Origin of the sequence: Chryseobacterium taklimakanense (genome assembly GCF_900187185.1) — a bacterium.
GTDB lineage: Bacteria > Bacteroidota > Bacteroidia > Flavobacteriales > Weeksellaceae > Planobacterium > Planobacterium taklimakanense.
On record NZ_LT906465.1, the window covers coordinates 426,250 to 448,814 of the forward strand.

Annotated in this window: 24 protein-coding genes; 10 read left to right on the forward strand and 14 right to left on the reverse strand. The window is 40.7% G+C overall.

Features of this window, described 5'->3' with window-relative positions:
- Positions 1-17: 17 nt before the first annotated feature.
- On the reverse strand, positions 18-752 hold the full coding sequence (locus CKV81_RS02105; RefSeq protein ID WP_095069941.1) for a TrmH family RNA methyltransferase: 735 nt from the start codon (positions 750-752) through the stop codon (positions 18-20).
- Between CKV81_RS02105 and tamL the strand changes: the two genes are divergently transcribed.
- A complete protein-coding gene (gene tamL / locus CKV81_RS02110; protein ID WP_095069943.1) occupies positions 738-3,302 on the forward strand; it encodes a translocation and assembly module lipoprotein TamL in 2,565 nt (854 codons plus the stop codon). The genes CKV81_RS02105 and tamL overlap by 15 nt on opposite strands.
- Before the next feature lie 46 nt (positions 3,303-3,348).
- Here tamL and CKV81_RS02115 read toward each other — a convergent pair whose 3' ends face one another.
- From CKV81_RS02115 to CKV81_RS02160, 10 genes are all read right to left on the reverse strand, one after another.
- Positions 3,349-3,657, reverse strand: a complete 309-nt coding sequence (locus CKV81_RS02115) for an ATP-dependent Clp protease adaptor ClpS (RefSeq protein ID WP_095069945.1) — start codon at positions 3,655-3,657, stop codon at positions 3,349-3,351.
- A gap of 14 nt (positions 3,658-3,671) precedes the next feature.
- The gene (locus CKV81_RS02120) at positions 3,672-5,030 is read right to left on the reverse strand and encodes a hemolysin family protein (RefSeq protein WP_095069947.1); all 1,359 of its coding nucleotides are present in this window, start codon (positions 5,028-5,030) and stop codon (positions 3,672-3,674) included.
- A 225-nt stretch (positions 5,031-5,255) separates the two neighbouring features.
- A complete protein-coding gene (gene atpG, locus CKV81_RS02125) occupies positions 5,256-6,113 on the reverse strand; it encodes an ATP synthase F1 subunit gamma (RefSeq protein WP_095069949.1) in 858 nt (285 codons plus the stop codon).
- 84 nt (positions 6,114-6,197) lie between these two features.
- Positions 6,198-7,775 carry a F0F1 ATP synthase subunit alpha gene (atpA, locus tag CKV81_RS02130; RefSeq protein ID WP_095069951.1) on the reverse strand — a complete coding sequence of 526 codons (1,578 nt, stop codon included), beginning with the start codon at positions 7,773-7,775 and terminating at the stop codon, positions 6,198-6,200.
- Positions 7,776-7,790: 15 nt separating this feature from the next.
- Positions 7,791-8,327, reverse strand: coding sequence for an ATP synthase F1 subunit delta (atpH, locus tag CKV81_RS02135; protein ID WP_095069953.1), 537 nt, complete (start codon positions 8,325-8,327; stop codon positions 7,791-7,793).
- A 2-nt stretch (positions 8,328-8,329) separates the two neighbouring features.
- Complete coding sequence (locus CKV81_RS02140; RefSeq protein WP_095069955.1) at positions 8,330-8,827, reverse strand: F0F1 ATP synthase subunit B; 498 nt, start codon at positions 8,825-8,827, stop codon at positions 8,330-8,332.
- 94 nt (positions 8,828-8,921) lie between these two features.
- The gene (gene atpE / locus CKV81_RS02145; RefSeq protein ID WP_095069957.1) at positions 8,922-9,113 is read right to left on the reverse strand and encodes an ATP synthase F0 subunit C; all 192 of its coding nucleotides are present in this window, start codon (positions 9,111-9,113) and stop codon (positions 8,922-8,924) included.
- A gap of 51 nt (positions 9,114-9,164) precedes the next feature.
- A complete protein-coding gene (gene atpB / locus CKV81_RS02150; protein ID WP_095069959.1) occupies positions 9,165-10,331 on the reverse strand; it encodes a F0F1 ATP synthase subunit A in 1,167 nt (388 codons plus the stop codon).
- Positions 10,332-10,395: 64 nt separating this feature from the next.
- A complete protein-coding gene (locus CKV81_RS02155; protein WP_095069961.1) occupies positions 10,396-10,800 on the reverse strand; it encodes a hypothetical protein in 405 nt (134 codons plus the stop codon).
- Positions 10,797-11,060 carry an AtpZ/AtpI family protein gene (locus CKV81_RS02160; protein ID WP_198409826.1) on the reverse strand — a complete coding sequence of 88 codons (264 nt, stop codon included), beginning with the start codon at positions 11,058-11,060 and terminating at the stop codon, positions 10,797-10,799. Before CKV81_RS02160 ends, CKV81_RS02155 begins: the two co-directional genes overlap by 4 nt.
- 139 nt (positions 11,061-11,199) lie before the next feature.
- Here CKV81_RS02160 and ffh point away from each other — a divergent pair, with 139 nt between their 5' ends.
- Complete coding sequence (gene ffh / locus CKV81_RS02165; RefSeq protein WP_095069963.1) at positions 11,200-12,573, forward strand: signal recognition particle protein; 1,374 nt, start codon at positions 11,200-11,202, stop codon at positions 12,571-12,573.
- Between the two features lie 124 nt (positions 12,574-12,697).
- Here the strand turns inward: ffh and CKV81_RS02170 are convergent, their stop codons facing one another.
- Both CKV81_RS02170 and CKV81_RS02175 read right to left on the reverse strand, forming a co-directional pair.
- A complete protein-coding gene (locus CKV81_RS02170; protein ID WP_095069965.1) occupies positions 12,698-13,189 on the reverse strand; it encodes a hypothetical protein in 492 nt (163 codons plus the stop codon).
- 235 nt (positions 13,190-13,424) lie between these two features.
- Positions 13,425-14,384 carry a PhoH family protein gene (locus CKV81_RS02175; RefSeq protein WP_095069967.1) on the reverse strand — a complete coding sequence of 320 codons (960 nt, stop codon included), beginning with the start codon at positions 14,382-14,384 and terminating at the stop codon, positions 13,425-13,427.
- Between the two features lie 115 nt (positions 14,385-14,499).
- Between CKV81_RS02175 and CKV81_RS02180 the strand changes: the two genes are divergently transcribed.
- From CKV81_RS02180 to gldG, 4 genes are all read left to right on the forward strand, one after another.
- Positions 14,500-15,330: an SAM hydrolase/SAM-dependent halogenase family protein gene (locus CKV81_RS02180; protein ID WP_095069969.1), complete on the forward strand. Its 831-nt coding sequence runs from the start codon at positions 14,500-14,502 to the stop codon at positions 15,328-15,330.
- Between the two features lie 45 nt (positions 15,331-15,375).
- Positions 15,376-15,939: a CopD family protein gene (locus tag CKV81_RS02185; RefSeq protein ID WP_095069971.1), complete on the forward strand. Its 564-nt coding sequence runs from the start codon at positions 15,376-15,378 to the stop codon at positions 15,937-15,939.
- 242 nt (positions 15,940-16,181) lie between these two features.
- On the forward strand, positions 16,182-16,910 hold the full coding sequence (locus tag CKV81_RS02190; RefSeq protein WP_095069973.1) for an ABC transporter permease subunit: 729 nt from the start codon (positions 16,182-16,184) through the stop codon (positions 16,908-16,910).
- 16 nt (positions 16,911-16,926) lie between these two features.
- Positions 16,927-18,591 carry a gliding motility-associated ABC transporter substrate-binding protein GldG gene (gldG, locus tag CKV81_RS02195; RefSeq protein ID WP_169842760.1) on the forward strand — a complete coding sequence of 555 codons (1,665 nt, stop codon included), beginning with the start codon at positions 16,927-16,929 and terminating at the stop codon, positions 18,589-18,591.
- 54 nt (positions 18,592-18,645) lie between these two features.
- Here gldG and CKV81_RS02200 read toward each other — a convergent pair whose 3' ends face one another.
- Positions 18,646-19,074, reverse strand: coding sequence for a DUF4268 domain-containing protein (locus tag CKV81_RS02200; protein ID WP_095069977.1), 429 nt, complete (start codon positions 19,072-19,074; stop codon positions 18,646-18,648).
- A 36-nt stretch (positions 19,075-19,110) separates the two neighbouring features.
- On the opposite strand from CKV81_RS02200, the gene CKV81_RS02205 reads away from it, so the two are divergent.
- The 4 genes from CKV81_RS02205 to CKV81_RS02220 all read left to right on the forward strand — a co-directional run bounded on the left by CKV81_RS02205 (position 19,111) and on the right by CKV81_RS02220 (position 22,565).
- Positions 19,111-19,518 carry an RrF2 family transcriptional regulator gene (locus tag CKV81_RS02205; protein ID WP_095069979.1) on the forward strand — a complete coding sequence of 136 codons (408 nt, stop codon included), beginning with the start codon at positions 19,111-19,113 and terminating at the stop codon, positions 19,516-19,518.
- Positions 19,519-19,596: 78 nt separating this feature from the next.
- Entirely contained in the window at positions 19,597-20,289 is a 693-nt protein-coding gene (locus CKV81_RS02210; RefSeq protein WP_095069981.1) for a phosphoadenylyl-sulfate reductase, read from the forward strand.
- A gap of 59 nt (positions 20,290-20,348) precedes the next feature.
- Positions 20,349-21,257 (forward strand): sulfate adenylyltransferase subunit CysD, encoded by a 909-nt coding sequence (gene cysD / locus CKV81_RS02215; RefSeq protein WP_095069983.1) that lies wholly within the window; start codon positions 20,349-20,351, stop codon positions 21,255-21,257.
- A 66-nt stretch (positions 21,258-21,323) separates the two neighbouring features.
- Entirely contained in the window at positions 21,324-22,565 is a 1,242-nt protein-coding gene (locus CKV81_RS02220; RefSeq protein ID WP_095069985.1) for a sulfate adenylyltransferase subunit 1, read from the forward strand.

Sequence of the window (22,565 nt, forward strand, 5' to 3'; positions counted from 1 at the left end):
TTTTATTGCTAAAAACTTTAGCGCTTTGAAAATATCTCACCCAGAATTATACCTGCAGCCATTGATACATTCAGGCTTTCGGTTAATTTATTTTTTCCGAATCTTGGAATGGTTATTTTCTGATGCAGGAGCGATTCAGTTTCAGGACGCATGCCGTTACCTTCATTTCCGAGAATTAAATTGAATTTTTCAGGAAAACTAAATTCGTAGATATTTTTGCCATCCATGTCTGTTCCCAAGTTTATATGTTCCGTACTGCCAAGAAATTCGGATAAACTGGTATAAACCACATTAACCCGGGTAAATGAGCCCATGGTGGCCTGAATGACTTTAGGGTTGTAAACATCCACCGTATCTTCACTGCAGACAATCTGATCAATCCCAAACCAGTCAGCCAACCTGATAATCGTCCCTAAATTCCCGGGATCCTGAATTCCGTCGAGAACTATATTTAAATCTGTCGCTTTTTCATGCGATGCCGGCAGTTCGCAAAGCGCTACTGAATCTTTTGGATTTTGTAGAAAACTGACTTTTTGTAGGTCACGCTGTGTTATTTCGGCTATCAGATTATTACTAAATTTTATAAGATTATCATCAAAGGGATTTGTGGAGAATATTTCCCTAATTTTATATCTGGAATTATGAAGTTCTGTGATGATTTTGTTACCTTCAACCAAAAACAAATTGTATTTTTGTCTGAACTTCTTTTTATCTAGAGACTGTATAACTTTTATAGTATGAGCGGTAAGCATTTCAGGAATTATCTTCAAAAGTATCACATATTTTTTTCAGTTGCAACTTCATTAGGTGTTCTTTATGGCTGCAGTACTACCAAAAAAGTTCCGGATGGTGACTTCCTCCTCGTTAAAAATAATTTTAAATACGAGGACAGCAAGGCACACAGCGATGAACTTCCGGATTATGTAGGCCAGAAACCCAACAGGAAAGCATTTTTTCTTTTTCCGGTAAGACTTTGGATGTACAATGCGGCCAATCCCAAATACGATACGATGTTAGCTGAATATATGACCTATCCGCGGGAAATAAGAAACCGTGAGCTCAGAGACTCGCTGCTTATAAAATATGGTATGCCGGAAGATGTAGGTAAAAACCTTTTTGTAGACCGTTTTCTGCACACTATTGGCCAACCACCGGTAATCCTGGACCAGTCGAAAACAGAAAGCAGCGCCGACGTGATACGCAAAAGGCTGGTGTACCGTGGCTACTGGGATGCTGATGTAAAATTTAAACATAATCTCGACTCAGCGGCTAAGAAAGCCACCGTTGATTATTTGGTTAAACATCGCGACCCAACCATCATATCAGAATATTACTACGATATTCCCGATCCTAAAGTAAAGGAAATCTACGAAAGTCAATATCAAAAAAGTCATATTTTGGCAGGCGACATTCTGGATCAAACCAAGCTTGAGGAGGAGGTTCGGCGTATTACCCAGCAGATGCGTGACAACGGGTACTACAAATTCAATAGTTCCAACGAAGAAATATATTTCACCGCAGATACTTTGCTGAGCCGCAAAAATGTGCCTCTGGTAATGGATGTAAGGAAAGATTCGCTGGGCACACCATACAAAAAAGCCACAATAGGTGATATAAAAGTTCACGTATTGGAGAAACTTTCAGATACCGTGGATACGGTGAAGGACTCACTTCGTGGGATTACCTTCTATAAACTGGATGACCAGTATAAGACGAGGGCCCTCTGGCGGCCGATCATTCTGGAAACCGGAAAAGTTTATGATCAGCGAAATTTTGACCTTACCAAAAGGAACATCTCTTCGATGAATAATTTTAACATCATTGATTATAAGGAAGGACTGAGAAAAGGCTCTGACAGCATCATCGATGTTTCCTACTATCTCGCGCCGCTAGCTAAATATGATTTCAGAATTGCCGGTGACCTGACTTATTCTCAGATTTTGAATGTTGGTCTGGCCCCCTCCGTGGATTTAACCTCCAGAAATATTTTTGGTGGCGCTGAAAACCTGACAGTTGGTCTTTCAGGCATCGTTGGCAGCGTGAAAAGTTCAAAAAATCTTGACCGCAGAGTACTTGCATACGAAGCGTCACTACAGGGTAATTTAAGTTTTCCGAGGCTCCTGCTTCCATTCAGTTACTGGAGGCTGATCCCGAAGAGATATTCCCCTACTTCAAATATCAATTTGGGGGTATCGGTACAGGACAATATCGGTATGGGCAGGCTCAACTTCAATACAGGGCTTAATTATTTTGCGAATGTGAACGATATTGTGACGCATAAACTTTCAATTTTCAATACACAGTTAAGCCTCACGCGAAACAAAGATAAATATTACGACTTCTTCCCTAATGACCGGCTTTACCGAGATAAAATGTTCGAATATTATTCGCCAACACTTTGGCAGCAGTTTCAAAGTGGCAGCATAGAATCGGATGAGGTGTCCTCCATCATTATGCAGGACAGTGGTTTCCAGCAAGCGCTTACGGGTGAAGGCCTGGATTTGTTCAATAATTTCCGCCAGTCGCTTATCAACAAAGACCGTCAAACCCAGGATGTACTGATTTCATCACTGATTTACAACTATATTTATAATGAAATCGGTAAAAAAGATCAGGTTAATCCTTTCTATTTCAACGGGAAAATTGAAACCTCCGGGAATATTTTTGGACTGATTGCAAAAACTACACAAAATGAAGGTATCGCTTCGCAAAACCCGCAAAAGACGGTTTTCAAAGTCCCTTACTCACAATTTGTAAAATTTGATTTTGATGTCAGAAAGTACTTTCAGTTTTTTGACAACAAGCATACCCTCGCGCTGAGGCAGTTCATCGGGATCGGGATTCCTTATGGAAATTCAACCCAAATGCCATTCATCCGTTCATATTTTAATGGTGGATCAAATGACATCAGGGCATGGCGTGTTTTTGGCGGATTAGGCCCGGCAGATTCCCAACTTGATGAAAGAGTGCGTGCTTTCGTTATGGATAATGTAAAACTTACGACAAATGTTGAATACCGAATCCCATTTACCAAAATGTACGAAGGTGCTGCGTTCGTGGATGCCGGAAATATCTGGAGTTTGAAAGACAGCGGTTTCGGAGACCAGTTCAAGTTTAATAAATTCCTTTCGCAAATGGGAGTTGGTGCCGGTGTTGGGCTCAGAATCAATGTCGCATATTTAACGTTCAGGTTAGACGCGGCCTGGAAAGTTCACGATCCCAACAAGCCGCTCGGAGAACGCTGGGTCATAGGAAGCACCTGGAAACCGACGCTTAATTTTGCCTTTGGTTATCCATTCTAAAAAGGTTGGGGAATAAAAGAAAAACACCGGAAATTTTCGGTGTTTTTTATTGTATTTCTGATGTTAATCCTCGGGACAGAAGTTTTTCATGCATGGGTTTCAGCTTTTCCATACTGCCGGTTTTTACCGTACATTTTCCTTTGTAGTGTACTAGAATCGTGCACTGTTCAGCCTGCTCGAGGGTATGTCCGCAGATTTCGATGAGGCATTCAATCACAAAATCGAAAGTATTCACATCGTCATTCCACAAAACCAGTTTATTTTCTTCGTCCGTTTCTTCCAGTACCGCAACTTCTTCTTCGTACTCGCGCTGCGGATTTTCGTAATCGCGGATATTATAAAATCGTCTGTTCATTTGTTTTTTTAAAATTAAAGATCGCCCATTTCTTCGGCTACATCTTCAGTGAGATTTGGCCCATCATAAACCAGTTCCACCAGCTCTACACTTTTATTATTCATTTTCAGAATCTTGAAATGATAACCATTCATATCAAATTCCTGATTTTCTTCGGGAATATCTTCCAGTGCATGCAAAATATAACCGGCAAGCGTATTGAATTCGCCTTCCTCAGAAAGTGGAAATTCTTTAGGCAAATTTTCGTTAATTTCTTCCAAAGGCTGCGTTGCCTGCACCCAGTATACATTATCACACACTTTGTCGACGATTCTATCCTCATCATCTTCCTCATCCTGAATTTCACCCACAAGTTCTTCCAGAATATCTTCCAAAGTAATGATTCCTTCAGTGCCGCCAAATTCATCGATTACGATCGCCAAATGCTGTTTTTTCTGCTGGAAAACCTTCATTAAATCAGAGATTTTCTTGCTGCCAACCACAAAGAACGCTTCGCGCATCAAACCTTTCAGATCATCGTGGTCCAGATTGCCTTTTCTTCTGATATATTCCCGGATGATTTCTTTAGTGTATAAAATCCCGATGATGTTATCGATCGAATCTTCATAAACCGGAATTCTGGAGTAACCGCTGTCCATAATGCGGGTCATAATTTCCTCCACCGGATCTTCGATGTCAATAGAAAGGATGTTCTGTCTGGGCACCATGATTTGCTTTGCAGAATGGTCTGTAAAGTCAAAGGCGTTTTTAATGATTTCGTAGTTTTCTTCCTGAATTTCACCTGAATCAGCCGACTGCTTTACCAAAAGCTGCAATTCCTCCGTTGAATGGATTTCCTGTTCTGAGGCCGGGTGTATTTTCACAAGCCTTAAAAAAGCATTTGACATCTGGTTCATCGTCCAGATGAACGGTTTGAAAATCGTGTAGAAGACCCTCAGTGGAACAGCAATCGCCATTGTTGTTGGCTCAGCTTTACGGATCGCGATTGATTTTGGGATAAGCTCACCAAAAACAATATGCATCACCGTGATTAAAAGGAAACTTAGTACTAAGGAAACCGTTGTAATGGTTGCCTGATCGATTGCAAAATTAAAATAATGGAACAGCTTTTCGATGACATGGTGCATTGCGCTTTCTCCAACCCAACCAAGGGCAAGTGATGCCAATGTAATGCCGAGCTGTGTTGCAGAAAGGTATTCATCAAGATGTTTAATGATATGCTCTGCCTGTTTTGCCATAGAATTTCCTTCTGCGGCTTTCAGCTGGATTTGTGAGTAACGAACTTTAACGATTGAAAATTCTGCGGCTACGAAAAAGCCATTGAGTAATACTAAAAATAAAGCCAGTAACAGCTTAAGTATGTCCGAATCCATTTAATGGTTTAAATAAACAATATTCTGCAAAGATAAACTTTTTTTTAAAGACAGAGTTTCAAAATTCCCATCAGATATTTACCGTAAAATGTCTTAAAATCAAATGATGTTGGTTCAGGATGGGGCAAACGAACATCTCTACATCAGGAGGTGAAGTAACAATGCAAAAAAAAAGCCGTTTTCACTGGTTGTGAAACGGCTTCTAAATCTTTATTGTAAACGGCTTTACGAACCTTTAAGAGCCTCCGCACCGGAAACAATTTCAAGAATTTCACCGGTAATCGCGGCCTGTCTTGCTTTATTATAATTAATTACAAGTTCATTTTTAAGAGCCTGTGCGTTGTCAGTCGCCTTGTGCATCGCTGTCATTCTTGCGCCGTGCTCAGAAGCTACTGAATCCAGGACAGCTTTATAAACCTGTGTCTTGATTGATTTTGGAATCAAATTCTCCAGAATTTCTTTGCTGCTTGGTTCGAAGATATAATCGGTATTGGTATCTTCTCTCTTTTCGGGAATTGAAATCGGAAGTACCTGCTCCGTGATCACCTGCTGAGTAGCGGCGTTGATGAACTTGTTATAGATCACATAAACTTTGTCGAACTTACCTTCTCTGTAATCTTTCATTACATGCTCGGTAAATGTTGCAACTTTATCAAAGCTCAAATGGTCGAAAACTGCGCTTTGGTTATCATAAACCGTTCTGTTTTTACGCACCGCATCGTAAGCTTTCTTACCAACTGCAAGAATTTCATTCTCGTAAGACGAATTTGCAAGCTGATGGTTCAGTTCTTTCACAACAGAAGAGTTGAAAGCTCCGGCCAAACCTCTATTCGACGTCACAACGATATAAAGAACTCTTTTGGTTTCGCGCTCTAAAGTATAGGTTGAAATTTCTTCAAGATCAGTATTTGCACTTACATTTTCTATAAGTTCAGTCAATTTTTCTGAATATGGCCTCAGCATTACGATTGCATCCTGAGCTTTTTTCAGTTTTGCTGCAGCTACCATCTTCATTGCGCTGGTAATCTGCATTGTAGAACTGATCGAAGTAATTCTTCCGCGTATTTCCTTTAAATTTGCCATTCTGTAATTTTTGTTTCAAGTTTTTATGTTTCAGGTTTCAAATTCTTAATCCGAATCTGAAACCTGAAACTTGAAACTAATTAATTAGTTATATTTTCCTGCTAAATCTGCCGCAGCTGATTTCAGAACGTCTGTAACTTCGTTGTCGATTTTTCCTGATTTGATCGCAGCCATAGTTTCCGGATGCTTTGTCTTAAGGAATTCAACATACTCTTTCATGAATTCTTTCACTTTTCTTACAGGAACGTTTCTCAAAAGGTTTTCAGTACCGGCATAAACCATGGCTACCTGATTTTCTACTGGAAGTGGTGAGTTTACCGGCTGCTTAAGGATTTCCACATTCTTTTCACCTTTAGAGATTACAGAAAGTGTTGCCGCATCTAAGTCAGAACCGAATTTAGCGAACGCTTCAAGCTCTTTGTACTGTGCCTGGTCCAGCTTCAAAGTACCTGATACTTTTTTCATCGACTTGATTTGAGCATTACCTCCTACCCTTGATACCGAAATACCTACGTTGATCGCCGGTCTTACACCTGAGTTGAATAAATCAGATTCCAGGAAGATCTGTCCGTCGGTAATCGAAATTACGTTCGTTGGGATGTATGCAGATACGTCACCAGCCTGAGTCTCGATGATCGGTAGCGCTGTAAGCGATCCGCCACCTTTTACCATTGGTTTCAAAGACTCGGGAAGGTCGTTCATCTGCTTTGCGATATTGTCGTCAGCGATAATTTTAGCCGCTCTCTCCAATAATCTTGAGTGAAGGTAGAATACGTCACCCGGATAAGCTTCACGTCCCGGTGGTCTTCTCAATAGAAGAGAAAGCTCACGGTAAGCTACCGCCTGCTTAGACAAATCATCATAAATGATCAAAGCCGGACGGCCTGTATCACGGAAAAACTCCCCGATTGCAGCACCCGCCATCGGCGCGTAAACCTGCATGGGAGAAGGGTCGGAAGCATTAGCTGCAACAATAGTTGTATAAGCCATCGCTCCTCTGTCTTCGAGAGTTTTTACAATTTGTGCAACGGTAGATCCTTTCTGACCTACAGCTACGTAGATACAGTAAACCGGTTTACCAGCATCATAAAATTCCTTTTGGTTCAAAATGGTGTCAATAGCAACGGTAGTTTTACCAGTCTGACGGTCACCGATGATAAGCTCTCTCTGTCCTCTTCCTACAGGAATCATGGAATCGATCGCAACGATACCTGTTTGAAGCGGCTCGTTTACCGGCTGTCTGTAAATTACTCCCGGTGCCTTTCTTTCGAGCGGCATTTCATAAAGGTCTCCAGTGATTGGGCCTTTACCGTCGATTGGGTTTCCGAGGGTATCTACAACTCTTCCCAGCATGCCTTCACCAACTTTGATGGATGAAATTCTGTTGGTTCTGTTTACCGTATCTCCTTCTTTTACCAGTTTAGACTCACCAAGAAGTGCCACACCTACGTTGTCTTCCTCAAGGTTCAAAACGATTCCTTCAATTCCGCTCTGGAATCTTACAAGTTCACCATACTGTACGTTCTCTAAACCGTAAACACGGGCAATACCGTCACCAATCTGAAGTACTGTACCTACTTCCTCTACATTGGACTGAGTATCAAAATTTGCTAATTGCTGCTTCAGTATCGCTGATACTTCTGCTGGATTTATTTCTGCCATTTTGGTTGTTTTTTCTTAATTAACTTGGAAATCTTTTCTTAATTTATTCAGCTTGTTTTTCACCGAAGCATCTACCTGCTGGTCGCCAACTCTTAGAATATAACCTCCTAAAACATCTGGATTGATATTGGTTTGCAGGTCAAAATTCTGAGATTTTACCAAACCGGAAGATTTAATAATCTCATCGATATTCGCGTCTGAAAGCGGTGCTGCAGTGGTAAGCGTAATTCTTTGGATTCCCTGCATATCTTCCACTTTATTAATGAATTCCTGGGCAATATCTTTCAGGTGGGTTTCCCTTCCCTGCTTGATGACAAGGCTGATCAGGTTTTTGGCTACTGGTGAAAAGTTTTTGAAAATTTCAGAAGCTGCAGCAGTCTTCTTCTTACTGTCGATGAAAGGTGTTGCGAAGAAAGAATTCAGCTCCTTGCTGTCTTTCATCACTTTTACCACGTCCTTCATTTCAGCAAAAACAGACGCTGTATTACCGGTTTCCTCTGTGAAATCCAGCAAACCCTGCGCATATCTTTTTGCTACTTTGGATGTAAGCATTATTAGTTAAGATTAGATTTGTTTAAATAATTTTCAACTAAAGCGTTCTGAGCTTCGCTGCTGTCCAGTTTCTGCTGAAGGATGTTCTCTGCAATATTTACAGACAAAGCACCGATTTGGCTTTTGATGTCAGCCATGGCAGCAGATTTCTCAGCCTGGATAGACTGTCTTGCCTGGTCAATCATTTTGTCGCCTTCAGTTTTTGCAGCGTCTTTAGCTTCAGCTACGATTTTTTCCTTTATCTCTCTTGCCTCTTTCAAGATAGCATCTCTTTCAGCTTTTGCCTCGCGGATGATATTTTCGTTCTCAGCCTTCAGGTTCTTCATTTCATCTCTTGCAAGCTGAGCCTGGTTCAGGGCATCCTGAATAGAAACTTCTCTCTCGTTGATTGCATTAAGAATGGGCTTCCAGGCGAATTTACCAAGAACAAATAGTAAAATCAGGAAAACTACTGATTGGATGATAAATAATCCTGACGAAAAATTTTCTAATAATCCCATAAGATATAAATAGTTGTTTTAATTTAAATTTTTAAAAATCACCTGCCGGAACCAACCGTTGCGGCAGGTGAAGTTTTTTAAGAATGTCTTAAAATTAAACTGCGAAAAGAGCAGCAAATGCAAGACCTTCAACAAGTGCAGCAGCAATAAGCATCGCTGTCTGTAGTTTACCAGACTGCTCTGGCTGGCGTGCCATACCTTCTAAAGCGGCAGCACCAATTTTACCGATACCGATACCAGCACCAATTACTACTAAACCTGCACCTACTAATTTTGGAATTTCCATAATATAAAAATTTAAAAAATTTGTTTTTTGTTTTTGTTTAAAATCTTTTTCTTAATGGTGAGCTGCCTCGCCTTCGTGGTGGTGTTCTTCATTTGCCATACCGAAGTAAACCGCAGAAAGCATCGTGAAGATATAAGCCTGAAGGAATGCTACCAGTATTTCAAGTAAATAAAGAACGAAAGTAAGGAACGGGAACGCTATACCGGCGATGACATTCTTGAAGAAATAGATCATCGCGATCAGCGACATAATTACAATGTGTCCCGCGGTCATGTTCGCAAAGAGACGGATAAGAAGCGCAAACGGCTTGATGAACATCCCGATAATCTCAATTGGCATCATTACCAGTTTCATTGGCAACGGCAGGCCCGGCATCCAGAAAATGTGCTGCCAGTAATTCCTGTTGGCTGTGAACTGTGTAAGAATGAACGTAAAGATTGCTAGAGCTGCAGTTACCGCAAGCTGTCCTGTCACGTTGATTCCGAAAGGCATCAAACCAAAAATATTCAGAAATAAAATAAAGAAGAAAATCGTTAAAAGGTAACCGACGTACTTCTTGTATTTCGGGCCGATGTTCGGTTTAGCGATTTCATCTCTGATGAAGATAATCAAAGGTTCGAAAAGTTTTGCTGCGCCGCTTGGAACAAGAGATTTCCTGTAGCTTTTTGCCATACCGCCGAAGATCAAAATCATCAGCAAGCCTGTGATCAGGATCATCATCACACTTTTGGTGATAGAAAGGTCAAGAACCTTTTCATTGGTCGCGTGGTCTTTGTCATCTAAATTGATGGTACCGCTGGCATCAGTCTTATAGATTTTTTCGTGGTAAAGCGCATATTTCTGGCCTTTACTCTCTACTACACTGTATTTTTTACCGTGAGCATCTTTCATTTGCTGCCCGTGGTGAAATTTAGAACTCATAAAAGAGTGCAGCCCGTTTGCTTTATCATAAAAAATAACAGGCAGTGGGAAACCGATGTGATGTTCCGTACCGTCTGCTTTTTTCTCGACCATGATGTCGAAGCTGTGCGCATCTAAAAGGTGATGGCTGATGAAGTCTTTGTTTTCCTGCTTGGTGATTTCTCTCTCATCCATCGGAGCAGCAGTTTCAGTTTTGACAACTGTGGCCGTGGTGGTTGTGGCAACCGCGTGATCCTGCGCAAAAGAAGGTGAAAAAATGGATAAAAATCCGGCTAAAAGTATTACTCTTTTCAGCATTGCTGTATCTCTTTTTAAAGTTTTGCAAAAATAGGATAAATAATCCTAATATAAAAACTAATATTTACTGATTTTTTTCATCTTTTTCAGGGTCTTTTTTGTCTGCCGATCGGATCATATTTACGGTGAAAACAGTTTCCAGAAAAAGCGAAAAAAGATAAGGCAGAATAAAGTGGAATTTATAGTTCGGAATCTCCGTGATATTGAGCTTTTTGCGGATGATGAAAACCATCGCCAGCTTGAACATTACCAATCCCAAAAATACAAAACCAAGATACTCAGGATATATTTTTTTAAAGATGGAAACAATGGTAAGCACCATCATAAACAGAATGGTCAGAAAAAAATAATAGCGGATCAGGGTGGTTTCAAAACCGATTCCCAAACACTGCCACAACAGAAAATGCACCGCAAACATTATAAAATACAAGGCAATCAGCAGGTTATTATTTGTAAAATTCAGCTTCATTTCTGTACGTTTTTCAGTTGCCTCAAAAGGTTATAAAAAGCCAGACCCATTCCTATAAAACCAATGGCAATCGTAAGCAGGTTATTTTCAATCCCATAATGGTCGTTGAGTTTTTTGCCGCCCCAAAACGCCAGCCCCATCGTTCCCAGCATCTGGAAAACGATTGCTGAGTAAATTCCATACTGACGGATTCCGCTTTTGGCAAAATCTGCCATGTCTTTTTCTGAAGAACCGTCTTTTTTTAAATCTTTTTCAGACATTAAATTTGATTTATGCAAAGATAACTTAAATCCAAATATTTTAAAATACAGAAAAATCTTCAATCTTCGGAAAGGATTAGCTATGAACATTTTAAAAACACAAATATTTCCTTATTTTTGCAGTCCTTAAATAAATTATATGTTCAACAGTTTACAGGAAAAACTAGATAAAGCATTACACAATATTGCCGGCCGCGGCAAAATTACCGAGATCAACGTAGCAGAAACCGTGAAGGAAATCCGCCGTGCCTTGGTTGATGCCGACGTGAATTACAAGGTTGCCAAAGACCTCACCAAACGCGTTCAGGACAAAGCTTTGGGACAGAACGTTCTTACCAGTTTAACGCCGGGCCAGCTGATGACCAAAATCGTTCATGATGAATTGGTTGACCTGATGGGCGGCTCGCAGGAAGGCATCAACCTTTCCGGGAAACCAACGGTCATTCTTATCGCCGGTTTGCAGGGTTCAGGTAAAACAACCTTCTCCGGTAAGCTTGCGAACTATTTAAAGACAAAAAGAGGCAAAAAACCCTTACTTGTTGCCTGCGACGTTTACAGGCCAGCTGCAATCGAGCAGCTGAAAGTTCTCGGAAGCCAAGTGAATGTTCCTGTTTATACCGAAGAAGGCGCCACCAATCCTTCTGCGATTGCAGAAAATGCTGTGAAATTCGCGACACAAAACAATCACGATGTCGTAATTGTAGATACCGCCGGCCGTTTGGCAATTGATGAGCAGATGATGAACGAGATCAGATCCGTGCATTATTTCATCAAGCCGCAGGAAACGCTTTTCGTAGTGGATTCCATGACCGGTCAGGACGCCGTGAACACCGCTAAAGCCTTCAATGATGCACTAAATTTTGACGGCGTTGTACTTACAAAATTAGACGGTGATACCCGTGGTGGTGCCGCACTAACCATCCGTTCCGTAGTGGAAAAACCGATTAAATTTATTTCCACAGGAGAAAAAATGGAAGCGCTCGACCTGTTCTATCCGGAAAGGATGGCCGACAGAATTCTGGGGATGGGTGACGTAGTTTCCCTTGTTGAAAGAGCCCAGGAGCAGTTTGATGAAGAAGAAGCAAAAAAACTCCACAAGAAAATTGCTAAAAACGAATTCGGCTTTGATGATTTCCTAAAGCAGATCAACCAGATCAAAAAAATGGGAAATATGAAAGATCTCATGGGCATGATTCCTGGAGTCGGAAAAGCAATTAAAGATGTAGACATCAATGATGACGCATTCAAACATATCGAAGCCATCATCCACTCCATGACGCCGGAAGAGCGAAGAAAGCCATCCCTCATCGATATGAGCCGCAAGAAAAGAATCGCAAGAGGTTCCGGAAGAAAACTTGAAGATGTAAATCAGTTGATGAAGCAGTTTGACCAAATGGGTAAAATGATGAAAATGATGCAGGGGCCACAAGGCAGACAAATGATGCAGATGATGCAGAAAATGGGCGGACCTGGCGGAATGCCGGGAATGGGCGGCAATCTTTTCGGAAGATGAAAATTAACTTACTGACATGAAAAATCCTGAATCTTTGATTCGGGATTTTTTATGCCAACAGCACATAACTCAATAAAAAATCCCGGGATTAACCGGGATTTCAATGACATGTTTTTTGGATAAGTTATTGTCCAAGTTTGAATGCTACTCCAACATTTACAGAACCTATCGATCCGTTATTGCTGATTCCTTTGTAAGCAAGATAAAATTCTGTATTTCCGCTCTCGTAACCAACTTTTGGCTGATAATAGAATCCGCCATCAGAATCTTTTGCGGTCTCCAGTGCGTAACCCAAATCTGCTCCAAGGAAGAAATTTGGTGCAACCGTGTATTTTGCAGTAGCAGCAATAGGAATTACTCCTGCGCCATCAACATAATCGCTGTAATCTGATTTTACGAAATAATGTGAATAACCCGATGTAAGACCAAGGTCAAACCCTGAACCCATATTCCACAGGTAAGCAACATCAGCTCCAGCATTAAAGCTAGACACATCAGCAGCGTCACCAGTTATCAATCCCACATGGAATCCCAATTTAGGATATCCTGAAGCCTGTGCATTCAAGGAAACAGCGCCTAAAAGTGCAAAGGCACCGGCTAAAAATAATTTTTTCATAATGGTTAATTTTTTCTTGTTAACAAAACAAAAATAACACTTAATGTGATACCAGCCAACTTTTTATTGTGAATTTTATAATAAAATATGGCTTTTGATTATAATAAACTATTAATCATTATTAAACACAAAAAGCAAGTAATTGATGTAAAAATTTAGCTAACAGACTATTGAGCGCCTACGTTTAAACTAAAGATTCAGGGTCTGAAATCTCCAGATTTTGAGGATTTGATAATTACTCCTCCCGCATCCTTTTTTCTTCGTTGTTGTATGCTAAGATAATCTTTTTCACAACCGGGTGCCTTACAACATCCTCTTCTGTGAGGTGTACAAATCCAATTTCATTGACATCTTTCAGGATTCTCATCGCTTCTTTCAAGCCAGATTTTTGTTTTAATGGCAAATCGACCTGGCTTGGATCACCGGTGATGATGAATTTCGCATTCATTCCCATTCTGGTTAAGAACATTTTCATTTGGGAATGCGTTGTATTTTGAGCTTCATCCAGAATTACGAAGGCTTCATCCAGCGTTCTGCCCCGCATAAATGCCAAAGGCGCCACTTCAATCACTTTTTTCTCGATAAAACCTTCAAGTTTTTCGTGCGGAATCATGTCACGGAGCGCATCATAAAGCGGCTGTAAATAAGGGTCAAGCTTTTCTTTTAAATCTCCAGGAAGAAATCCGAGGCTCTCGCCGGCTTCCACGGCGGGACGTGTGAGAATGATTCTTTTAACCTCCTTGTCGCGCAGTGCTTTTGCAGCTAAGGCCACACTGGTATAAGTTTTTCCTGTTCCGGCAGGACCAATGGCGAAAACCATATCCTTCTTTTCAACTTCTTTTACCAGTTTCTTAAGGTTGGTCGTTTTGGCTTTGATCACTTTCCCGTTTACGCCTTTTACGATAATATCCTGATCAAAAACCAGCTGTTTTTCGGTTTCGTCTTTTATTTTAAGGATATTTTCTACATCTTTTATTGTGATGGAGTTGTTTGTGGAGATGAAGGCTGCAATGTCTTCCAGTCTTTGCTTCAGCACATCGAGCGCTTCCTGGTTGCCCATTGCAAAAATATAATTGTCGCGTCCGGTTATTTTTAAAGTTGGAAAACTCGATTTTATCAGATTAAAATTTTGGTTCTGTACACCGTAGAAAATTTTGGTATCAATACCCGAAAGTTCGTAATTCAGTTCAAACATATATTCCGTTCTGTTATTTGGTTTTTAAAATTATGATATTTTACACAATTTGCAGCAAATAGTTTTCCACAAATTCTGATTTTCAGAAAAGCGTTTTATTTGTTATTTTTGCCCAATGCCCGTGATTACCCTAACATCCGATTATGGACTTACCGATTACCGTGTTGCTGCTATCAAAGGAAGTATACTTACCCAAAAAAGCACTGCGGTAATTGCCGATATCTCTCACGAGATTGAGGCCTACAACCTGCTGCAAACCGCTTATATTGTAAGGAATGCTTACAAATATTTTCCCCAGGGCAGCGTGCACATTATTTCCGTAGACAGCTTCTACAGAAAAGAGGTAAAAAGTATTATTTATAAAACGGACGGCCACTATTTCATCGCTGCTGACAATGGACTGCTGAGTCTGATTTTTTTTGATATGAATCCTGAGGCTATTTACGAAATCACTCTTAATAACCGTTTTGATGATGAAGTGAATTCCACGACCATCGACATCTTCGTTCCGTCAGCAGTTCACCTTTCGAATGGCGGCGTTCCGGAAGTTATCGGCAGGAAAATTACGACAGCCAAAGATCTTTCCTTCCCCCGGGCGGTTCACAATGAAAGCGAAAAAATGATTATCGGCGAGGTTATGTATATCGATAATTTTGGAAATCTGGTCTCCAACATCAGCAGGAAATTTTTCGAGAAAATAAAATCCAATCACAGTGCTTTTACCGTAAAATTCAGAAATTACGTGATGTCGAATGTGTATAACAACCACACCGATTTCGTGAAAATCTGGGAAGAAGAACGGGATTACCACGGTAAAGCCGTTGCAGCATTCAATGAAGCGGCACTGCTGGAGCTCTGCATTTACAAAGGCAATAAAAACAACGGCGCCAAAACGCTTTTCGGAATGAATGTTGGCGAAAAAGTTTACGTGGAATTCGAGGATTAGCACCTTCTTCAATAAACCTTATATTTGCATCACTAATTTTTAAAGATGCTTTACACGATCTTAAAAGCGGTTCACATCATTTTCATGGTCAGTTATTTTGCCGGAATCTTTTATCTGGTAAGGCTTTTCGTGTATTACAAAGATACGGACGAGTTTGATGAAACAAAGCAAAAAGTACTTCGCGGGCAATATGTTTTTATGGCCAGAAGGTTGTGGAATATCATCACGGTACCGGCGTTTGTAATTATGCTCGCGTCGGGGCTTACTTTGATATTTTTAAATACAGGACTGCTGAAAATGCCTTGGTTTCATTTGAAACTGACTTTTCTGACCGCTCTTTTCATCTATCATCACTGGTGCTGGAAAAAAGTAATTGAGATCAGAGATCTGAATGGCAGCACACTGAACAGTGCCAATATCAAACTTCGCCAGGCGAATGAGATTGCAACCTTCCTTTTGTTTTTAGTGGTTTTCACGGTCATTTTAAAATCAGCGGTCATTGCATATTGGTGGCAATTAATTCTAGGATTTGTCGTTTTGGTGATTACGGTTATGATGATTGTAAAACTTGTAAATGCTAAGAACCCACACAAAGGCCGCAAAGATTAGCACAAAGACCGCAGAATTCTCAAGAAATCCTCGCTTTAAAGAATGAAGGTTATACCATCGACAGAGGTTTGATGTTTTAGTTGTAGAAAAGATTGTTTTAGTATCAAAAACCGTTGAAGCAGCACCAGCAATCATATTACAAAAACACTGATATATCTTAAGTTTGGCAATTAAGAACCGGGGTTGATTTTTAATTTTAATGAAAGTATCCTGAAAAATGGAATTAAAAGAGTGATTAAATAATGACTGCTATACTAAAAAAAGAACTGTGGAGCTATTTTGGGAACTGGAGCGCGTGGATCATCATCGGGGCATTCAGCCTTATTGGAACGCTTTTTATCTTTTTCTTTGATAACGATTCCAATATTTTCGATATTGGGATTGCCTCGCTGCAAAGTTATTTTGCACTTTGTCCGTGGCTGCTGATGTTCATCATCCCTGCCCTGTCGATGAGATCTTTCGCTGAGGAACAGCAAACCGGCACACTGCACTGGCTTTTCTCTCAACCCTTGAAAATTTCTGAAATCGTTGCCGGGAAATTTCTCTCGGTTTGCATTGTGGGGATATTCTGCATTATTCCGTCACTCGTTTACATTTATACTATTTATGTTTTGGGCGTGCCCGCCGGCAATATGGATATGGGCGCAACCTTAGGAAGCTATTTTGGCGTGGTTTTACTTATTGCAGCTTTTGCAGCCATCGGAATCCTGGCTTCAGCATTATCACAGAACCAAATTATGGCTTATTTGCTGGGCGTGTTTATGTGTTTCATTCTTTACTTTGGGGTGGAACAATTGGCGAGCTACAAACTTTTGGGCGGCGCAGATTTCTGGCTTTCAAATCTTGGGTTTTACCAGCATTTCATAGGTTTTTCCCGTGGTTTGATTGATACGAAGGATGTTTTCTACTTCGCTTTGGTCATTTTCATCTGCCTGTGCCTGGCAACCTATTTTGTAAAGAAGAAAAAATAACTTCTGAATTTTACGAATGAACAAGAAACATTTGCCATATATCATTTTATTTGCAGTCCTTTTACTAGGAGCGGCCGGACTGTTTTCTACACGTTTCGATTTGACCAAAGAAAAGCGCTACACACTCTCCGATTCTTCGGTAAAAGTTTTAAAAGCCGTCAAAAAACCTTTGACCATTGAAGTTTATCTTGAAGGCGACTTCCCGGCAAACTTCAAACAGTTGAGGAATGAAGCGAAATTCATGCTGGAAGAATTCAGAAAAATTAATCCGAAAATCGATTATAAATTTATTGATCCTTTAAAAACCAAAATGTCTCAGGACACGCTGGTGGCGATGGGTATGCAGCCTTCAAAACTGTCTGATATGAAGGACGGTAAAATTTCAGAAATCATCATTTTTCCTTATGCAGTCCTTAAATACGACGGTTATGGTTCCTCGCATTCGCTGATCTCTCAGCAAACCGGTTCAGATTTGGATCAGCAGATTAACAGATCAATTGAGAGTCTTGAATACAATCTGGTTTCAAACATAAAATCAATTACCCAGGAACATAAAAAAAGTATTGGAATCCTCGTAAATCAGGAAGAACTGAGGCCCGACGAATTCCGGGGATTTGTCAATATGGCGCTCGAAAATTACAATGTGGGGCCCGTAATTCCGACAACGACTGGGGAGCTTACCTTACCAGACATTCCAAAACTTAAGAAATTTGATGCCCTCGTTATCGCGAAACCCAGAAAGCCTTTTACCGACGGCGAAAAAGTGATTCTGGACCAATACATCATGAATGGCGGCAAAACCCTTTGGATGATTGACGCCGTGAATGCGGAAATGGACACGCTGAACGTTTCCGAAAATAAGAAAATAATGGCGTATCCGATTGATAATAACCTTACTGATTTCTTTTTCAATTTTGGTCTCAGGATCAATCCTGCGCTGGTAAAAGATGTACAGAAATTCGCACTTTTACGTTTGGTCACGGGGGAAGTTCAGGGAAATCCGCAGTTTACAAGTCTGCCGTGGCCGTATTTTCCTTTGGGTATTGCTGAAAGTAAAAATCCGGTTACCAACAACATCAATCCCGTAAAATTCGAGTTTCCTACCTCTATCGACACATTGGGAAGACCCGGAATCAAAACGAATGTGCTTTATGAATCCAGTAAGAAAACCCTGCTGAAACAAGTCCCTAACTATGTGGACTTAAAGGAAATAGCTTCCGTGGACAGCCTGGGACAAAATGAAAAACCAACCACGCCGAAAATTTTTGCAGTTTCACTGGAAGGAAAATTCAGCTCCGGTTATGCCGCGAGATCTGAACGAAATACGTTTCCAAACTTCAAGCCCGAAAGCGAAAACAATAAAATGATTGTGATCGCCGACGGCGATGTGGGCAGAAACAAAGTTTTGAAAGGCGAACCGCTGCCATTGGGTTTTGATTTGCTTACAAACCAGCAGTTTGGCAATGAGCAGTTTCTAAAAAATGCTCTGGACTATTTGCTGGACGACAGCAACCTGATGGAACTCCGGAACCGGAATATCGAAGCAAGACTCCTCGACCGACAACGGATTAACGAAGAAAAAGCGCAATGGCAATGGCTGAATCTCCTTCTGCCTTTGGCGATTATCGGGTTTTTAGGTGCGTTATTTTTCTGGTTGAGGAAGAGAAGATTCAGTAAATAATTTTAAGACTTTATAAGCTCGTTGTGGTTTTCAGTTTTTGTCATGCTGAGCTTTTTAAACATCTTTAATAAAATCCTCAAAATCAAAATAAAATCTTTCAAAACCGTCCATTTTTTCAACAAAAAATTCGAAGATTTCCTGCCAGGTATTTTTATTGAAGATTGAGACACCGCTCTTTTCAACCCATATCCTGCTGATGATTTTACCGTTTTCTAAAGTGTAAAATTCATCTTTGCTGAATTCACCTACATAATCTTTCAGCATGTCTTCCAGCGACCAAATCTTCTCGTAGTAGGCATTACGGAAGAGCTCATCCTTCATCTCGATATCGAGTGAAACTTCGGCTTTTTTGTTGTCGGCTGAAAATTTAAATGAAAAATCCTTGATCTTGGTATCATACAAAATCCATTTCCTGGGAAACGATTTCCCGAAAGCCGTCCAGAATTCCTTTTTCAGCTGCTGCGCCTCTTGTTTTGAAAACATTTGCTAAATTTGGTTCCTGCAAAAGTACTCTAAATAATGCTTTCCAAAAAATCACAGTATGCGCTCAAGGCGCTTTCTTATCTCGCAGAGCATAAAAACAAAGGTCCTGTTTTGATTTCGGAAATCGCACAGCTGAAAAACATTCCGATAAAATTTCTTGAAAATATTCTTCTTGAACTCAAAAAAGCCAATATTCTCGACAGCAAGAAAGGTAAAGGCGGCGGCTATTTCCTGAAGCAGAATCCGGAAGATGTAAGTTTGGCAAAAGTCATAAGAATCAGCAACGGTCCTATCGCACTGATTCCCTGCGTGAGCCTTAATTTCTACGAAAAATGTGAAAACTGTAACGAAGACCACTGCGGCTTGCACGACGTTCTTATTGAGGTTAGAGATGCTTCTTTGGCGATTTTAGAAAAGAAAACTCTTTTGGATTTAACCGACTGACCTTTTTTTTGCCGCAATAGTCTACTAATTTTGTGGATTATTAATTTTATCCTACATTTGTTGCGCAAAAAAATTATAATGTTCACAGCTGATACCATAAGAAAAATCGAGGAAAGTTCACTTCTTGAAGGCTTGAAACAAATTACAGAACTCTTGCCGGAAGGTGTTGTTTTTTCCACTTCGCTTAGTCAGGAAGATCAGGTCATTACGGATGTCATTTTCAGGAATGAACTGCCGGTAAAGGTGTTCACTTTAGATACCGGACGTCTTTTTTATGAACATTATGAACTCCTGGCAAACAATAATTCAAAATATAAAATCAAGACCGAAGTTTATTTCCCCAACAGTGATGATGTAGAGAAATATGTGAACGAAAAAGGTATCAACGCCTTTTATCACTCTCTGGAAAACAGAAAGGAATGCTGTTACATCCGGAAGGTAAAACCGCTGAACCGTGCTTTGGAAGGTGCAAAGGTATGGATTACGGGTTTACGTGCCGAGCAGTCGGAAAACCGGGAACACATGCCAATGCTGGCGTTTGATGAGCAGAGAAACCTGTACAAATTTAATCCTCTGATAAATTGGTCTTACAACGATGTACTGAACTATATTGAGGAAAATAAAGTGCAGGAACTGCCACTTCACCGGCAGGGGTATATCAGCATTGGCTGCAAGCCATGTACCCGACCCATAGAGCCTGGAGAAAATCCAAGAGCCGGAAGATGGTGGTGGGAAGAATCTCAGAAAGAATGTGGCCTGCATTCAAAGTAAGCAGTAAATTTTTATTGCAGAGCACAGTATTAAGCCCTTAAAAACCCTGAAATTTTACAATGAAAAAATATAAACTGGACTATCTGGAACAGCTCGAAGCCGAAAGCATTTATATTATGCGCGAAGTGGCGGCACAGTTTGAAAACCCTGCGCTGCTTTTCAGTGGCGGAAAAGATTCAATCACTTTGGTACATCTTGCCCAAAAGGCATTTGCACCAATGAAAATTCCATTTCCGCTGGTGCATATCGACACCGGGCATAATTTTAAGGAAGCATTAATCTTCAGAGATCATCTCGCCAAAGAAATCGGAGCGGAACTGATTGTGAGAAAAGTTGAAGACACCATCCGCGAGAAAAAACTCACACAGCCCAAAGGCAAATTTGCTTCAAGAAACTGGCTTCAGACTCACACCCTTTTGGATACTATCGAAGAATTTAATTTTGATGCCTGTATTGGAGGCGCCCGCCGGGACGAGGAAAAAGCACGCTCAAAAGAAAGATTTTTCTCGGTACGTGACGAATTCGGACAGTGGGAACCAAAACTGCAGCGGCCGGAACTTTGGAATATTTATAACGGAAGAATTCATAAAGGTGAAAATGTACGGGTTTTTCCGATTTCAAACTGGACGGAGCTTGATGTCTGGAATTATATCAGAAAAGAAAATATTTCGCTGCCATCTATCTATTTTGCACACGAACGGGAAGTCCTCGAGCACGAAGGCCAGCTGATCGCAGTTTCGGATTTCATCCAGATCGATGAAAACGACCGTATTTCCACACGCAAAGTCCGTTACAGAACTGTTGGCGATATGACCTGTACTGCAGCTGTGGAAAGCAGCGCCACAACTTTGGATGATGTAATCCATGAAATTACCACATCCAGAATTTCAGAACGCGGTGAAACCAGAATAGACGATAAGGTAACCGAAGCCGCAATGGAAGACCGCAAAAAAGGCGGATATTTTTAATTTAAAATCTGGTGGGTTAATCGCTGTTTCTCTGATAACTCATTCTGAAAAATTTTCTACCATAATATGGATATTTTAAGATTTATTACCGCCGGAAGCGTGGATGACGGCAAAAGCACACTGATTGGAAGACTGCTCTACGACAGCAAAAGCATCCTGGTGGATCAGCTGGAAGCACTGGAAAAGCAGTCAAAAAATAAAAATGCAGACGGCATCGACCTTGCCATCTTGACTGACGGACTGCGGGCCGAACGTGAACAGGGTATCACCATCGATGTTGCGTACAGATATTTCTCCACTCCGAAAAGAAAATTCATCATAGCAGACGCTCCGGGACACGTTCAGTATACCAGAAATATGATTACGGGCGCATCAAATTCACAGCTGATCATTATTCTGGTGGACGCCCGAAACGGCGTTATCGAGCAAACCAGAAGGCATTCCATCATTGCTTCTCTGTTGAAAATGAAGCACGTGGTGGTGGCCGTCAACAAAATGGATTTGGCCGATTATTCCGAAGAAGTTTTCAATAAAATTAAAGATGACTATTCCAAAGCAGCTGCAACACTTGGACTGGAAAATGTCAATTACATTCCTATTTCTGCTTTTAACGGAGATAATATCGTTGAAAAATCTGATAAAATGGATTGGTATAACGGACCGTCCTTATTGGAATTTCTGGAAAACGTTGAAGTAAGCGAAGACATTGATTACGAAAATCCGAGATTTCAGGTTCAGTTTGTAATCCGTCCCCAAACCGAAGAACTGCACGATTACAGAGGATATGCGGGCCACGTGGTTTCCGGAACATACAAAAAGGGGGACAAGATTACCATTCTTCCACAGAATATTGAGACCATCATTTCTAAAGTGGAAACCGGCGGTAAAGAAGTGGATGAAGTATTTGCTCATCAGCCGGCGGTGATTCATATTAACGACGATATTGACATATCACGTGGCGATTATTTTGTAAAACCGGATAATCTGCCTAACGTGGAAAATGAACTTGATGCAGTGGTATGCTGGCTTGATAAAAAGGAATTGAATGTGGGAAACAAATATTTCCTTCAGCATAAAAGCCGTTTGGTTAAAGCCGTCATTCGTGAAATAGAATACCGTATCGACGTTAATACCCTTGAAAAAACTGCGGTAACAGATTCTGTAAAACTGAACGAGGTGGTTCGCGTTCGCATAAAAACTGCTTCTCCCATAGTTTTTGATTCCTACGACAAAAATATCGCAACGGGTACAGCTATTTTAGTTGACGAAACGGGCAATTCGACCGTTGGCGCAGTAATGATTGTTTAA